The organism is Xenorhabdus sp. PB30.3, assembly GCF_963895965.1.
In the GTDB taxonomy this organism is placed as follows: Bacteria; Pseudomonadota; Gammaproteobacteria; order Enterobacterales; family Enterobacteriaceae; genus Xenorhabdus; species Xenorhabdus stockiae.
In genome coordinates, this window is record NZ_CAWQMW010000117.1 from 1 (window position 1) to 17,923 (window position 17,923).

Here is a 17,923-nt window from a genome sequence, read left to right on the forward strand (position 1 = left end):
ACGTTAGTCGTTTATCTTTATAGCGACAAACATTTAAAATTTATAATGAAGAAAATAATAAATATACTTAATATAGGCTTCGTCTTTTAGGTTAGATTCATTAGGGGAGTGTTATGGCTTCATTGAATCACGAAAAAAATCTGACAATGGCCGATTTTTACAATGCCATTGTGCGTACCTTTATTGATGTCACCATTATTGGCGGAATTTATTTTTTCCTGTGTGGTTTACAGGGAGAAGCGCCTTCGGCCAGTGTTTATCTTATTATTTATCCTTTAGTTTCTATTGTTACAGTTACTTTTGAGATTATATTTGATAATGTCAAATCTGCTCCGGATAAATATAGTCATAAGACTCTATCAAATAATGTTAAAAAGTCAGGTATTCTGATAAACAAGAATGGCAGTGTTTATCGGCTATGGGGATTGATTACCCTCTATGCTGTTATATTTTATATTATATTGATCCTGCCGTTTTGTTTTGTATTACAGAGTATTTCTATTTCGTCACAATTAAATATTTGGTTGGCATTAATTGGCAGTTTTTTATTGATATCACTTTCAAGTTGTTTCATTGTATCCAGACTTAAATATTACGCTATTGAACTGTATGGTCAGCTATTCTCCGCTGAAAAAGGTGAAGTAAAAGAAGAAGACAGCGATTCTCATATAATATTTAATTATTTTTTGCCCTGGGCAATTATTGGTGCTGCGATTGCAGGTTTATTGGCATATGGTTATTTTCGTGCCGAGAGTGGTAATTTTACCGATGTAATTACCGTTTCAGTGGTCGCCTTCAGCGCAGGCGGAACATCTTATATTATTTCTCTATGGATAGCTTATGTCACACAAAAACAAGCTATCCTCGATATTAAAGCAAATTTATTACATTTTGAAAAAGATGATAAGCTTGATGAATACTCAATGTATTTTCTCATTCATATCTTCAGTGGTGGTGTTATAACATTAATTTTTATTGCATCTAAATTTTTATCGATTGAGCATTTTTCTCTGATACAAATAATAGTTATTGAAACAATTGCCGGAGCAGCGGCTGCTATAGCGGGTTCATTAGCCGGATTATTAAGAGGAAGATCAAAAACGTTATCCGAAAAGGTTTAATTAATATTTTTGTCAGAATATCTTGCTAATCTATTTTGGCTGCGGGTATTTGAATATATATTCGGAAATATACTCAATAGATTGAGAATGATATTCCTGATAGCAGTGAAAACACTCAATACAGTGCATGAGATATGCGCTGGATATGGGATTGCTTTATTCAGAACGCGAGGGATGTATGTCCAGGACATATTTTTTGCATGACAGAAAAATTAATGGAGATATTGCGATTGTCGGGATGGCAACTCATTTCCCTGATGCCTCGAATTTATATCAATTCTGGGAAAACATCATAGGTAAAAAGGATTCGCTGATCGATATCACGGAGGTGTCAAAAGAAGAATATTGGAAAAAAGAAGACTTTTATCATCCAGATCCGACAGCCACTGATAAAACTTATGGTCATCGAGCCGGCTTTGTGCCCGCGATTGATTTTGATCCGGTAGAATTTAAAATTCCTCCTGCTATTCTCGATTCACTCAGTACCGCTCAGTTATTTGCCTTGTATGTGGCTAAACAGGCAATGCAGGATGCTGGTTTGCTGGATCAGCAAAACAGTAAAACTGACCGTGATCGTATTGGTGTGATTTTAGGCGGTGGTGGCAACGGCAATACATCATTTTCGCTGGCTGCCCGCCAACAGGCCCCTTATCTGCGTGAAATCATGACAAAGGCAGGTCTTTCCGAAGAAGTCGCGGATGAAATTATTGAACGTGCGCACGGAATGTATCTGGAATGGAACGAAGACAGTTTTCCGGGATTTTTGGGTAATGTGGCCTGCGGCAGGATCGCCAGTTATTTTGATCTTGGCGGGACATCCTATATGGTGGATGCGGCTTGTGCCAGCAGTCTTGCCGCAATCAAGGCCGCTATCGGGGAATTACATTCCGGTAGTTGTGATGCTGTCTTGACGGGCGGCGTCAATCTGGAAAACTCCATTTTTTCTTTCCTGTGTTTCAGTAAAACACCTGCCTTATCGAGAAATAACGTATCCCGCCCCTTCGATCAGAGTGCTGATGGCATGATGCTGGGGGATGGTGTGGGAATGCTGGTGCTAAAACGCCTTGAAGATGCTGAGCTGGATGGCGACAAAATCTATGCAGTCATCAAATCAGTCGAAGCCTCCAGTGATGGCCGTGCAAAGAGTATTTTTGCACCCCGTCTGGAAGGGCAGGTAAAAGCACTGAAACGGGCTTATGCCAGTGCAGGTATTATGCCGGCTGATATTCAGCTCGTTGAAGCACATGGCACCGGCACCGCTTCCGGCGATGATACTGAACTCAAGAGTTTGCACGCAGTCTTTGGGGAATTTCAGCTTCCGCCGAAATCGGTGGCGATTGGCAGTATCAAATCCCAGATTGGGCATACTCGTTGCGCTGCTGGTGCTGCTTCTATGATCAAAGTGGCACTGGCATTACACCATAAGGTATTACCACCCACAATTAATGTGGAAAAACCGACAGATTTGCTGATGTCGGAAACCAGTCCGTTCTATGTCAACAGTGAATCCAGACCGTGGCTACGTTCGGTCAGAAATGCGCCACGCCGGGCGGCACTGAGTGCATTTGGTTTCGGCGGAACTAACTTTCATGCCATTCTGGAAGAATACGAGAAACAGGCAAATGGCCGTTATCGGCTGAATGAATCCCCCTGGGTTGTGTTGCTTAAAGGGGAAAATCCCGCTGAGTTACTTACGCAGTGTGAAGCCACATTATCCCTCTTTACCCGTGGTTCAGTGGAAAATGCCATCCGCCGGCATCTTGAACAACAGGATATTGATAATTTACAGCGGCATCAGGCCAGAATACTGTTCGTTTCTCAGTCGATAGAGCAAACGGTGGAACTGCTTTCCACTGCGATCAGGCAATTACAGAAAAACAGTACAGAAGGCTGGGAACACCCTCACGGGATCTATTATCAGCCTGAAGGAAAAATGCTGGATGGCAGAATCGTTGCCCTGTTTCCGGGTCAGGGTTCGCAATATGTCAATATGGCGCGGGATATTGCCAATGACTACCCTGAAATGCGTCAGGCATTGGAAGTGCTGGATGATGTTGCCGTCAGTGAATCAGGTCACGAATTATCCCCGATCATTTACCCTGTTCCGGCTTTCTCAGATGAAGAATATGCCGGGCAGCAGCAGCGGCTGACAGATACCGCTAATGCTCAGCCTGCACTGGGTGCAGTCAGTGCCGGTTATTTCAATATATTGGGAAATATGGGATTCAGGCCTGATTTTGTGGCCGGTCACAGTTATGGTGAGGTAACGGCACTTTGGGCAGCGGGCGTGCTTTCCGACAAAGATTTTCATCGGATTTCCCTCGCAAGAGGCAGAGCCGCCGCATCAGCGAGTCAGCTTTGTGGTACAGGTTCTGATGCCGGTGCGATGCTGGCGGCATCATTACCTCATGACCGGCGTGGAGAAATACTCCATCGTTATACAGGCGTTATTATTGCCAATGATAACTCTGAACAGCAGGTCGTCTTCGGAGGAGATACTGCTCAGATTAATCAGCTGCATAATGAATTGAAAAAACAGGGCATTCATTGCCGTATTCTGCCGGTATCTGCCGCTTTCCATACCCGGTTTATCCAGCCCGCTTATCAGCCTTATCGTGAATATCTGGCGGATATTAACTTTCAGTCACCGGAATGCCGGTTATTTTCCAGTGCAACGGCAGAACCTTATAGCCGCTCACCTCAGCTGATCAAAGAATTACTGGCAGAGCAGCTGATAAAACCCGTCCAATTCCGCCAGACCATAGAAGCAATCTACCAACAAGGAGGGCGTTTATTTGTTGAGTTTGGGCCCAAAGGCGTTCTGGGCAAACTCGTGTCCGATATTCTGAAAAATCGGGAGCACACCGTGATTTCAACTAACCCCACCGATAAAGGGGAGGAGAGATTACAGCTCGCCCGTGTTCAGGCCCGTTTGTTGGCAGAAGGTGTAAAACTGCGGGATATCAACCGGTATGTCCGTATTCAGCCTGTGGAAGAAAAGAACAGACGTCTGACATTCAGACTAAGTGGCGGTTTCTTCCTGTCTGAGAAAAATAAAGCCCGGCGTCAGCATGCCTTACGTGTTGGCGACCATGCTGTTGTTGAGCGGTTTATCGCAGGATCTTTGCCCGTACAGGCAGAAGTTGAAAGTCCCCCTGTTTATGAAGTTGAAAGTAGAGTCGAAGTTATCGCTGAAAGTGATCTTAAAAGCGAGATTGAAACCGAAAAAATGGTAGAGCATAACCAGCCCGTTTCAGCCGAATTTATCCGACAGAACGTACTGACAATTATTCAAAAACGAGATAACCCTATGGAACAGAATAATAAAATAAGTGAAAGCCTGAATGCCGACACACTAAATGAACTGTTGCAGGCCCAGCAAGTGATGAGCCAACTACATCAGCAATTCCAGACAAATCAGAAAGAATATATTCAGTTGCTGAGTATGCTGTTGGAAAAACAATACAGTTTGATGGAAACCTGCCGGGATCATCAGAATCTGCCTGTGATGCTCTCCAGCCTGAGTCAGAGTGTTCAATTGTTGGATAAAAATCTTGAACTGTACCATACCAACCACGAGCGTTATTTTATGACTCAGCAGAGTCTGTTCCAGTCCGGACAGGTAACTTCTGCTATGTCATTATCGTCTATGCCATCATCGCCTAAGTCATCACCATCCGTTAGCCATGTAACGCCGCCGACTGTGAAATACTCTGCTCCGGTTAAGCCTGTGGAACCAGTTTCGACAGCAGAGACAAACATCCATTCAGCAGAAAGAATGGAAGAGATTGTGGCTGTACGTCCAGTCGTGCCGGAAATGCCTCAATTGCCTGAAACCGAGGAAATGCCGGTTGCGCCGATGGTATCAATGGCTGCTGCCGAACCTGCCAATGAGCCTGTTAAGCCAGAGCCAGAACCGGCTGAAATCAAAGTAAAAGCACAAAAACTCACTCCGGAAATAGAAAAGCTGGTCAGGCGTCTTGATCAGATCACCGAAGAAAACATTATCAGCCAGCTGGTTAATATCGTCAGTGAAAGAACGGGTTATCCGCAAGATATGATCAGCCCGGAAATGGATCTGGAAGCCGATTTGGGGATTGACTCCATCAAACGGCTGGAAATTTTTGGTGCCATGTTTGATGCCTTCTCGGCAAACCTGGAGTTGTACGGCGAAACATCAAGAAATAAAGACCTGGAAAACTTCGAAGTCGATTCACTGAGTACTATCGCCAGAATGAGTAGCTTCTTCAGGGAGATGGTCGATGAAGCGATTGCTGCCTTATATAGCAGGGATAATGGTTCGGGATCAGAACAATCCCCATCACTGGCAGATAGCCATCCTGTTGAAAAGCAGCAGAAAGAAATAGTGGCGGACAGAGACGAGAAATCAGATAAATTACGCTCTCTGGGGTTCGTTACATCAACGACATCATCTGCGAGTGCCAATGTAAAAAAGCAGTTGGCTGAATCGCAACGGATAGAGACCTCTGCGGTTCAGCCTGTACTGAATCATCACACTGTATTGAATAAAGAAGTACCGAACAAAGAAACTGAAAAAGACCCTTTTGCTGCCTCGCCGGTTTCCCGTTTTGCCGTGGTGAAACAAGTATTGCCGATGCCGGAGCATTTGCAGGATGTTTTTGCATCCCCGAAATGCTGGCTGATCGTCGATGAAGAAACAGCCGGTTCGACTTGTGCGAATAGTTGTGCGAATACTTGTGCGAATAGTATTGCTGAGTCACTGAAAACGCAGGGCCAGAGGGTCGTTATTATGTCACTGAGGCGGGATCAGGCATTAATGAGCGATGAATCGCTACTGGATGCCGCCCTGACCGATATTGAACAGCAACATGGCCCTATTGACGGCGTTATCTATTTACAGGCGGTCAAACAGCCAGTTAAGGCGCTGGCTGATGTATTCAGTGAGCAGGATTATCGTTCAGTTGAGACAATTTTTCTGCTGGCTAAGCGCCTGCAAGGGAGCCTTACCGGTGATGGGAAAAGATCGGGGTATTTCATGGTGATTATGCGGGGGGATGGCGAACTGCTGACCTCCGGCCGTGAATACTTACCTGTCGTTTCTGCGGGTATCACCGGGCTGACAAAATCGCTAAACATTGAATGGGCTAATGTTTTCTGCCGGACAGTAGACATTGATGTCAGAGTCAAAGACAGCGATGTGGCAAAAATAGTGATGGAAGAACTTCAGGACAACCGGACTGAAATGGGCGAAATCGGGCGTGGCGTGAATAATCAACGCATGACATTAACACTGAGGGAAGAAACAGTACTCTCAGTGACACCCGAGATGCAGGTCAGCCCCCGCGATGTTCTGGTTGTCACCGGAGGTGCCCGCGGCATAACTGCACACTGTATTACTGAACTGGCAAAACAGAGTCAGGCGGCGTTTATCCTGCTCGGGCGTACTGATATTACCGCACCGCTGCCGGTATGGTCAGCAGGTAAAACAACACTGCCTGAACGTAAAGCCGCAGCCATTGATTACCTTCAGGAACAAGGTATTCAGCCGACACCGGTGAAAGTGAATAACATGCTAAGCCGCCTGCTCCATATTGATGAGATTAATGCCACATTACAGGCGATCAGGCAGGCGGGGGCACGGGTGATATATCTGCACTGTGATATTACTGTGCCGGAACAAGTGAAAACTGCACTGGAGAAAGCACAGCAGCAATTCGGTCAGATAACGGGGCTGATTCACGGTGCTGGTAACCTTGCGGATAAGCGGATCGAAAAGAAAACGCAGGCCGATCTACATTCAGTTTTGCATGCCAAAGTAAGGGGGCTTGAAAATGTGTGTCGCGCAATAGATTGCACATCTTTGCGCCATATCATCCTGTTTTCATCAGTTGCCGGATTTTTTGGTAATGCGGGGCAGACTGATTACTCACTGGCGAATGAAATACTGAATAAATTTGCTTACCTGCCGTTTCGGAACAAAAACAAACAGATAATCCGTTCAGTGAACTGGGGGCCGTGGGATGGTGGAATGGTCAGCGATGTGCTCAAGCGGGCCTATAAAGCTCAGAATATGGTGATTATCCCGCTTGAAGAAGGAGTACAACGTTTTGTCCGTGAGTTCTGCGACTCCCGTACACGCCAGATTACGATTGGTGGAAGAATGTATATGGCCCCGAAAAAAATGACACCATGATATTTCAACAGATTTCAGGGTGCGTCGTAGTGGTAAATGAATGTGGCCGACAAAAAAGCACCTTGAAAGACGAAGTGTATAGAAAAAATAATTATGGCTTGTAAATAATAAAATAATAGACCTGAGCGAAAATATCCGCTCAGGGAAACGCTATCATATTAAGGAGTCTCTCCTTTATGGAACATATTGCTATTATTGGAGTCGGATGTTTATTTCCCGGCGCGGATTCCCCTGAAAAATACTGGGATAATCTATTACATGAAAAAGATTGTTCCACCCCTTTATCAGCTCAGGAATTAGGTGTTGATCCGGCCTGTTATTATTCTTCTGAAGCGGCTAAACCTGACACAATTAATTATATTAATAATGGTCATGTTCGTGATTTTCATTTTGATGGCAAAGGTTATCATCTGCCGGAAGAAGAATTAAATACACTGGATGATCTATTTAAATGGACAATTTATGCCGCAGATCAGGCATTAAATGATAGTGGCTATCGCCAGCATAAAAATATTTTGCAAAAAACCGGATTAATTCTTGGCAGTATCGGTATGCCGACTCATTCCACTAAACAATTAATGAATCCGTTTTATCATAAAATATTACAGCCTTATATCAGGGAATTAATTGGTCAGCCGGATTTTAAGTTTAAACAATTCTGGCCTCAGGCTAATCATTCTGAGCAGAATTTAATAACCGGTGGCTATAACGCCACAATTGCAGCATTAGCATTAGGGCTGGCCGGGCCTCGGTATTGCCTTGATGCCGCCTGTGCATCGGCATTGTATGCCATCAGGCTGGGAGCGGATTATCTTCTCAGTCATAAGGCTGACATGATGTTGGTTGGCTCAATCTGCCATGTGGATCATATTTATATCGATCACGGATTTAATATATTGCAGGTTTTCCCGGAAAAAGGGGATTCTATTCCTTTTGATAAATCATCCAAAGGGGTAAAAGCCGGTGAAGGTGTTGGCGTTGTAGCTATTAAACGTTACTCCGATGCAGTTCGTGATAACGATAAAATATATGGGGTGATTGAAGCCATTGGGTTATCTAATGATGCTGGTACTAAACATTTGTTGGTGCCGGATCAACAGGGACAGAATATTGCACTGGAGCGGGCTTATCAGAACTGTCTGCGGGAAATTGATTATATTGAATGTCATGCTACCGGCACCAATATCGGCGATCAAATCGAACTGTCAACGATTGAAGCCTTTTTTGGTGGCAGTAAAAATTCTGATGAAAGCGAAAACATTCCATTAATTGGCGCTAATAAAGCCATCAATGGCCATATGCTGACTGCATCAGGTATGGGCAGTCTGCTGAAAGTGCTGTTAGCCATGCAGCATAATCTGATCCCCGCCACGCCACGGGTTAATCAACTGGTATCGACACCACAAGGCAAGCTTAATATCAGTCATATCGTGCGGCAGGCAAGACCCTGGCCTGAGCGTCATCGCCCCAAAAGGGCTGGTATTAATGCTTTTGGCTTTGGTGGCGTCAACGGGCATATGGTCATCAGTGAAGATAGTCCTGAACGGCGATCCGCCTGTATACCCTCCCAGATGCAAAAAATGCAGAAAACGGAACGTCTGGCGATTGTTGGTATTGGTGTCCATCTGGCAAAAACGGAAGATAACCAGACGCTGGATAAAACGTTACAGCAGGGAACCCAACACTTTTATCCGCTGCCAAAAACCCGTTGGATTGGCATGGAAAAACGCCCGGATATTCTGGCGATGCGCGGGATCAGTCAGCCACCGTTAGGCTCCTATATTGAAACTTTTGACGTTGATTGCAGGAAATTCAAATTACCGCCCAATGTTATCGGAGCGCATCTAAGCTGCCATCTGTTTTTGTTGCCAATTGCAGAGCGGGCTTTTCTTGATGCGGGATATCAGTTGGATGGCAGCAAACGTAATATTGCCGTCATTGTGGCGGGAGGAATTGACTACAGCTGCCTGCGTTATCAGGTACGTAATGAAATCAGCTGGCAGCTGGAACAAAGTTTAGCGAGCCACGGCATTCAGCTATCGGCAGAAGATACCACTGCATTGCAGGAAATTGTTAAAGATAGCCTGTTCCCGAAACCTTATCCCGAAGGCATCACCGGCGGAATTGGTAATATTGTGGCGAGCCGTCTGGCTGCACATCTGAAACTGAATGGCCCGGCCTTTACGCTTTATAACGAAGAAAGCTCTCCGTTTAAGGCACTGGAACTGGCTCAGTTTATGCTGAGCAGACAGCATGTGGATGCAGTCATGATTGCCAGCAGCAGTTTTGGTGGCAGTCTGGAAAATGTGTTGTGGGATCACCAATCCGATCATGGAAATCAGATAGTCGGGGACGGGGGAGGAGTGATTGTCCTCAAGCGTGAACAGGATGTCATCAAGGAGAAAACGCCGTCCTATGCCATGTTGGATGGAATTGGCATCAGTTACGTACCTGATCATTCACTTGATTTTCGGATAAATGAAGACGCGATTGTTGCTGCTGCACAGTCAAGCCTGACTGCTGCGGGCTGTAGTGTGGATCAGGTTGGCTATATTGAACTGTATGCCGGGGGAAGATCCGGCGAGATTGAGACAGAACTGTCCGCACTCGGGCGGGTTTATGGCGCACAAGAGGGAAAACCCACTGCGGCCATTGGTACGCTGAAAGCAAATTATGGCCATTTATCGGCATCTGCGGGTTTGCTCGCCATTATCAAATCCGCCCTGCAACTGACGCAATGTTACTTGCCGATATTACCGGATTATCCTCAGAGACAGACACTGGCCCAGCATGCTGCGGGTAAATTCTATTTACCGGTACAGACTCAGGAATGGCCTGCTTCAGAGGGTGCCCCGCGCCGTGCTGCCATCAGTCACTTAGGTATTGACCGTTCTTACAGCCATGTCATTTTAAGTGAACCACAAAACGGAAAACGCGCACGTCTGACACCGCCGCCGGTATCAAATCAGCCGGGCCTGAAAGTGACGACTTATACCGCACGGGAAAAAACAGTAGAAGAATTTATTCTCAATGAGCAGGCATTAGCCCGATTCGCACCTTTGAGAGCCATTTCTGCACAACAACAGGCCGTATCAGCAAAAGAAGCTGAAACTACTCAAAAAGCCCTTCCACCAGTGGAAGTAAACCATTTCATACGCAATGCCCGTACTCAGCTGTGTTATCTGCAACTGGAACAGACATTTTATCAACTGATAAAACAGAATTTAGCGCAATCCACTGAGATAAAATCAGTCAATCAGACGTCGCCAATGGCTGAGAAAACCGCAGTGGCTGCCCCTGTGATTTTTGATGAGCATCAATTACTGGAACTGACCGACGGGAGCGTGGCAAAAATACTGGGAGCGGATTATGCCGAAGTCGATAACTACCCGATCCGTACCCGTATGCCATCTCCTCCGTTTATGTTTGTTTCCCGTATTACGGGGCTTTCTGCGGTTAAAGACAAGCTGGAGCCTTGCTACATCGAATGGGAATACGATATTCCTGAAAATGCGTGGTATGCCGTTAATGGCCGCGTTCCTTCCTTCGTCGCGCTGGAATCATCCCATGCGATGATTGTCGCGTTTACCGTGATTGGCTGTGACATGCTGTTCAAAGGACAGCTTTGTTACCGCGCGGTTGACTGTAGTACGACAATTTACAGCGAAATGCCGAAAGCCGGAGAAGTATTGCGCGGACGTGTCAATATCACTTCTGTCATGCGGGTAGGAAGCCGGTTTCTGGCGGGTTACGAATATCTTTGCTATGTGGGGGATCGTCTGGTTTTCCGGCTGGTCGCCACATCGGGCTTCTTTAGCCGTAAGGAAATCGAAAAAGCAGGTGCATTTGACAGTAAGGCTTATTTTGCCAAAGCCAGAGCTGCGATCACGGAAAATCCCTTCACGCTTTTATTAACGGATAAGTCATCACTAAACAGACAGGGACAGAAAACGTCATCGTATGCTGAATTTCTGCCCAGCGCGTTTCTGCACTGCGACAAAACCACATTTAATCAACAAGATATTACTCATGTCATGAATGGGGATTTGTCTGCCTGTTTCGGCTCCCGCTATGGACGCACTCATAGCGAAAACCTGTGTACGCCGGATACCCGTATGCTAAGCCGGATCCTGAGCGTTGATAAAATGGGCGGGGAATTTGGTCTGGGGCAGATAGTGGGGGAGTTTGATATCGATCCTGAACACTGGGCGTTCAGGGCACATTTCAAAAATGATCCGGTCATGCCGGGAACACTATTGGTAGAAGGTTCAGAGCAATTGATGAAATTCTACTTGTTCTATCTCGGATTGCATTCTCTGCCGGATCTGGAAGCACAAACACTGACAGAACATACGACCAGCGCCAAATTCCGTGGTGAAGTGAAATGCACGCGGGATGTACTGCAATTCCGGCTGACCTGTAAATCCATTGATGCCCGCTATACCGCTGATAAACAGCAGGACGGCACACTGGATTCAATCACCTTGTTTTTCATCGCAGAAACCCTTTATCGCGGCAATGTCGTGGGTATCAGTGACAACATGGGGGTGAAGTATATCCGTCGTCAGCCACAGCAAACGGCAGCGCCGGAACAGGAAGCCGCAAAATGAATCAGCCGAGAACTATTGCGTCAAGCTCGTTAAAAAACAGTTTGTCAAAAAACAGCCTGTCGATGGAAAGCGTTTCCCGTTTGCAGGATTTGGGCACTGAACTGAGGGTAGTTAAATCCGGCACTTCTATTTCATTGCTATCAACGGATGAACCAATAACAGACCCGGTTACTGTTCTGGGGAGTCTGCCTGCAATAACAGCAGTCAGTCTGGGAAATGTCGGTTTTATGGCGGATTATGGTGTGGACTATGCCTATTATGCCGGTGCAATGGCAAATGGTATCCATTCTGAAGAGATGGTTATTGAATTGGGGCGGCAACGAATTCTGGGGATCTTTGGTTCCGGTGGTTTGCGTATTCCCCGGATTACCGCAGCGATTGCCCGTATTCGGCAGGCATTACCGGAAGGGCCGTTCGGGGTAAATTTGCTGCATAACCCCGGTAATCCGGACTGGGAAATGGCCTGTGTGCGTCTGTGCATAGAAAATCAGGTGCAGGTAATCGAGGCTTCAGCTTATATCAATCTCAGTCCGGCACTGGTTTATTATCGTGTCAGCGGGCTGGCTCAACAGCCAGATGGCTCCGTGTTGCGTTGCCATCGCCTGATAGCGAAAGTTTCCCGTCGGGAAGTCGCCCAACATTTTCTGCGCCCGGCTCCCGAAAATCTGCTGCAAAAATTGCGGGCAGACGGCCTGATTACGGCTGAACAGGTTGAGTTGGCCCGTCAGGTTTCAATGGCAGATGATATTACCGTAGAAGGTGATTCCGGCGGGCATACCGATCAGGGCGTACTGGCCTGTATTTTCCGCTCGGTTGTACAGCTACGGGATGAAATCGCGGCAGATGAAAGCCAAATCGGTTATCAGGTGCGGATCGGCGCAGCAGGAGGATTGGGGACACCCCATGCCATTCTGGCCGCTTTCGCTCTGGGAGCGGCTTACGTTGTCACCGGCTCAGTCAACCAGAGTTGTGTGGAAGCGGGAACATCCTCTGCCGTGAAAAAAATGCTGGGGCAGGCACGTATCAGTGACGTTGCTACCGCGCCATCAGCGGACATGTTTGAGCTGGGTGCCAAAGTACAGGTTTTGAAACAAGGCAGCATGTATGCCGTACGGGCACAGAAACTGTACAGCCTGTATAAACAGTATGACAGTCTGGATGACTTGCCAGAGCAAGAAATAACTCTGCTGGAAAAACAGATATTTCATAAACCGCTGTCAGATATCTGGCAAGAAACCATCGACTATTTCCACTCAACTCATCAGCCCGACATTATCGCCAAAGCAGAAAAACAGCCGAAGAAAAAAATGGCGCTGGTATTCCAGTGGTATCTCGGTCAGTCGTCACGCTGGGCGATTACCGGCGATCCTGTGCGCAATATGGATTACCAAATCTGGTGCGGTGCGGCAATGGGGGCCATGAATGAATGGCTGAAAGGCACTCCTTTTGAGGCGGTTGAAAACCGGCATGTCAGCGATATAGCCAGACTTCTGATGAATGGGGCGGCCTGCCTTACCCGCATAGCATTACTCGAATTACTCAATGTTGCTGTACCTGAACAGGTAAAACAGCATCTGTTGTTGAGTCACGGGCAATACAGCTCAAAACAGTGTGTTACAAAACAAAATTTTACAGAACAAAGCGTTGCAGAAAAAATCATTACAAAACAAATGCCTGACCAAAAAATAGAATCTAATCAAAAAACAGAACCTGATCAAAAATCAAAGGTGAGGAGTAAAGAATCTATGGATGCTTCAACAAAACTCTGTCTGGATAACTCAAAAGGCTTTTATAAGAAATGCTGGGATCTGATGCCCGGAGGATCGCACTATAACTTTGGCGATCCTGAGCGTCCGTTAGTCATCCCGTTTAATCGCGGGGAAAAATCCCGTGTATGGGATCTGGATGGTAATGAACATCTGGATATGTTTTGTAAATTCGGTGCATTACTGGTCGGGCATCACAATGAGGCTTACAACAGCTCATTGATCGAATATATGAATAAAGTCACTTCCGTTGATACCTGTGATTTGGAAGTTGCTGTCTGTGAAACGATGGTCAGACATATTCCTTGTGCTGAAATGGTGCGTTTCTGCCTGAGCGGAACCGAAGCTGTACAAAATGCGCTGCGTCTCGCCCGTGCTTTTAGTGGTAAAAACCGCTTTATCCGCTTCCACGGTCACTATCACGGTAATGCAGACAATATCATGGGCTGGCGTAAGAAACAGGATCTGACTTATCCGGTGCCGGAACAGTTCAAGGGTGATCTGCTGGATACATTGGGGCGTGATCCTAACGTGATGACAGATCAGTCTTTTATGTTGCCGTGGAATGATATTGATATTCTGACGGCGACGATAGAGCGTTACCATGATGAAATTGGTGCCGTTCTGATGGAGCCGATCTGCATTAATGGCGGGGGTATTTTCCCGGTCGAAGGCTATCTGGAGAAAACCAAAGCACTGTGTGAAAAATACAATATCGTGCTTATTTTCGACGAAATCATTACCGGCGTTCGTATCGGGCTGGGTGGAGCACAGAAAATACTGGGTGTGACGCCTCATCTGGCGACGTTTGGTAAAGCGCTGGGAGGCGGAGCCATGCCAATCTCTGCCATTGCCGGACGTCGGGATATTATGAATCTCTATACCCGCGGCAAAGTTATTCACGCCGGAACTTTCAACGGTTATCCACTCGGACTGGCTGCCATTCAAACCACTTTCAGCCTGATTGAACAGGACCCCGGTTGTTATGACCGGATGGGCGATATCATGCGCCAGATTTCGAATACCTTTGTGAAAGCCGCAGAAGCGGTCGATTTACCACTGGTAGTGCAGGGTATGCCGACGGCGCTGGTGTATCACTCTCAGAATACACCGGTTATGTCTACTGAAGGTTACAGCGATAAAGTCAAATTCTGCGACATCATCATCCGTGAAATTTCCAAACGCTATGGCATTCAGTTCTCTCCATTATCCCGCATGTACCCCAATCTGCTGATGTCACAGGATGACGTGCGTTTCTTCGAAGAGCGGATTTTCGATGCCATGGAAAATGCCCGCAAAGTGATTGATATCGCTTTTAAAGAAGGGATCACCGGATGAGTCGGCAGATTGCTGTTGTCACCGGAGCTGGTGGAGGATTCGGCGCCGCGATTGCCAGAACTTTGCTGGATATCGGTTATCAGGTGGCTGCAACAGATATCAGCATACAAAAACTGACGCTCCTTAAGGAGCGTCTCGGGCAGCCGGAATCTCTGGCGATATTTGAAATGGATGTCACTGATCCCGCCTCTGTTGAGCAGGCCGCACAACAGATCACTGAAACATGGGGTAAAACAATCACGGTACTGGTGAATAATGCCGGCATTATTCACCGGACTTTCTGCCTGTCAGGTCAGGGATTACCGGAAGTCGCCAAAATGATAGATGTCAACCTGACAGGTGCCTTTAACTGCACATCGATTTTTGTCCGTTACATGGCAGCGCAGAAATACGGACGCATCATTAACATCGCCTCGATTGCCGGTATCTGGGGAGCGGCGGGTGGTGCGGCCTATGGCGCATCAAAAGCGGGGCTGATTTCTGCTACTGAATCCTGGGGGCGCGAACTGGGTCCTCTTAATATCAGCGTAACCGCGATTGCTCCGGGGGTCTGCAAAACTGACATGCTGGAGCAGTTTGTTAATTCAAGCCCAATGGAATCAGCTGCGGAAGATAAGATTGTACGTTCCATTGTGCCTGTCGGACGTTGGGGAACATCAGATGATGTGGCGGAAGTTGTCGGATTTCTGGCGAGTTGTAAAACCAATTATCTCAATACTGCAGTGATCCCGCTGGATGGCGGAATGCGCGTTGGCACCATATGAAACCTGTTTAACCCATTAACGTAGATAACGTAGAGGATGAACATGCTCAACAATACTCAAAAGGATATCAAAAACATTCTGGTGACTGGTGCAACGGGTGTTATGGGAGGAAGAGTTTTACTTGAAATTCTGATGACAACTGATGCGAATGTGTATTGCCTGATAAGAGCTGAAAATAATCAGCAGGCACTGATGCGTCTGGAAGATTTTTTATTTACCTACGATCCGGAAAAACGCAGCCGCGACAGTTTACATCGCATTATTCCTGTATTGGGTGATATTACAGAAACCAATCTTGGGCTGACAGAACCCTTTTACTCTGAATTGGCCGGTAAAATTGACAGGGTGATCCATTGTGCTGCCTGGACAAATCTGGTCGCATCTTATAGTCGTCTTGCTGCCGTCAACGTGACGGGAACAGATCATGTCATTGAATTTTGTCTGCGGGGTGATATCCCCATGCTCTATACCTCCAGTTTCAGTATCGTGGGGGAAAACCTGTACCGTGATGGCTTTGTCATGCATGAGACGGATCTGGATGTGGGGCAGAGATTCGATGACATGGATTATGAGCGCACAAAATTTGAAGCAGAACAGGCCGTTCACCGTGCGGGGGAAAAAGGACTCAGGTGGGTTATTGTGCGTCCGGGTAACATCTGGGGCGATAGTGCCAATGGCAATTACCCACTGAGAAATACCAGAGTCAAAGGTCTTTATTATGAAATGGTCAGGGCGCTGGTCGAAACCGGGCTGACTTTTAGTGCAACGGACGATTTCGATATTACACCTGTTGATTACATCGCGCAGGCATCATTGTATGCCATTTTGAATATCGATAAATTTAACGGCAAAACCCTTCATCTGACGACGCCCAATCCAATCAAATACAACGATATTGTCGCTTTCCTGCGGGAATTCGGTTACCGCATTGAAACCATCAAAAATGAAGTTTACATGGAAGCTTTGGCACAAAGCTGCCTGTATCTCAATGGGCAACCTTATCGTTCAGTTTTTACTGATTTGCTGGCGCTGGTTCATGGTGGTGGAGAAATGAATGAAACGGCCAAATATGCCACCGAAATAACGGCAGATTTACTCAGTGGCAGCGGTATTCAATGCCCGCCATCAGATAAAAAACTGCTTTCCTGTTATGTGAACTACCTGATTGAAAATAACTTTATTCCATCACCTCAACAGCAGGGTGAACAGGCCGAAATCCGCTCATTGTCAGCGGGCAGCGGTTATATGGAAAATTTGTTTGATGCGGATTTGTAATAAAAATACGAACTAAAACGGAGTTTACAATGACTGAACAAGATCTCTGTGTGACATTAATTCAAACCGATTTGTTTTGGGAAGATGCAGAAAAAAACCGGGAACACATAGAAGGCTACATTACGCAACTGGTTGAGAGCGACCTTATCGTTTTGCCGGAGATGTTCACGACCGGATTCAGTATGAAGCCACAAGCTATCGCAGAAACGATGGATGGCCCCAGTGTTTTGTGGATGAAAAAACTGGCTGCTGAGAAAAACTGTGCAATTGTCGGCAGTATGATCATCACGGAAAACCAGCAATTTTATAACCGTCTGTTATGGGTCAATGCAGATGGCTCTATTGCTTATTATGACAAAAAACATCTCTTCACTTTTGCTCACGAAGATCACGAATATACCGCGGGCAATACCCCACTTATCGTAGAGTACCGAGGGTGGAAAATCGCCACGTTTATCTGTTATGACCTGCGCTTCCCGGTATGGTCACGCAATACTAACGGACAATATGATGCCGCACTCTATATCGCCAGCTGGCCAGCCAGACGCTCTCTGCACTGGCGTACCCTGTTGCAGGCACGGGCAATTGAAAACCAGAGCTATGTCATCGGCGTTAACCGTGTAGGGCAGGACGGAAACCAGCTCGACTATACGGGGGATTCCATGCTGGTTGATCCGTTAGGTGAAATCCTGCTGCACGAAAAAGAAACCGAGGCAGTAAAAACCATGACCATCTCTCTTGCCCATGTTCGGGAGACCAGAGAACGCTTTCCTTTCCTGAAAGATGCTGATCCTTTTGTTTTTCCACCGTCGTTTTAATAGAAGCGCGTTAAAAGAAGCGTCTTAAAAAGATCATGTGAAAAGGATCGTTGTAA

At 46.5% G+C, this 17,923-nt stretch carries 7 protein-coding genes; all 7 read left to right on the top strand.

Annotated elements, in window-relative coordinates:
- Window positions 1-113 precede the first annotated feature (113 nt).
- The 7 genes from AACX38_RS08260 (at window position 114) to AACX38_RS08290 (ending at window position 17,867) form a co-directional block, all read left to right on the top strand.
- Entirely contained in the window at window positions 114-1,121 is a 1,008-nt protein-coding gene (locus tag AACX38_RS08260; RefSeq protein WP_228863959.1) for a DUF6347 domain-containing protein, read from the top strand.
- A gap of 178 nt (window positions 1,122-1,299) precedes the next feature.
- Window positions 1,300-7,296: a type I polyketide synthase gene (locus tag AACX38_RS08265; RefSeq protein ID WP_228863960.1), complete on the top strand. Its 5,997-nt coding sequence runs from the start codon at window positions 1,300-1,302 to the stop codon at window positions 7,294-7,296.
- Window positions 7,297-7,472: 176 nt separating this feature from the next.
- On the top strand, window positions 7,473-11,906 hold the full coding sequence (locus tag AACX38_RS08270) for a hotdog fold thioesterase (RefSeq protein ID WP_228863961.1): 4,434 nt from the start codon (window positions 7,473-7,475) through the stop codon (window positions 11,904-11,906).
- 62 nt (window positions 11,907-11,968) lie between these two features.
- On the top strand, window positions 11,969-15,010 hold the full coding sequence (locus tag AACX38_RS08275; protein WP_370630625.1) for a PfaD family polyunsaturated fatty acid/polyketide biosynthesis protein: 3,042 nt from the start codon (window positions 11,969-11,971) through the stop codon (window positions 15,008-15,010).
- On the top strand, window positions 15,007-15,774 hold the full coding sequence (locus AACX38_RS08280; RefSeq protein ID WP_228863963.1) for an SDR family NAD(P)-dependent oxidoreductase: 768 nt from the start codon (window positions 15,007-15,009) through the stop codon (window positions 15,772-15,774). Before AACX38_RS08275 ends, AACX38_RS08280 begins: the two co-directional genes overlap by 4 nt.
- Window positions 15,775-15,816: 42 nt before the next feature.
- Window positions 15,817-17,049 (top strand): thioester reductase domain-containing protein, encoded by a 1,233-nt coding sequence (locus AACX38_RS08285; protein WP_228863964.1) that lies wholly within the window; start codon window positions 15,817-15,819, stop codon window positions 17,047-17,049.
- 29 nt (window positions 17,050-17,078) lie between these two features.
- The gene (locus AACX38_RS08290) at window positions 17,079-17,867 is read left to right on the top strand and encodes an amidohydrolase (RefSeq protein ID WP_228863965.1); all 789 of its coding nucleotides are present in this window, start codon (window positions 17,079-17,081) and stop codon (window positions 17,865-17,867) included.
- The last annotated feature ends 56 nt before the right edge of the window (window positions 17,868-17,923 follow it).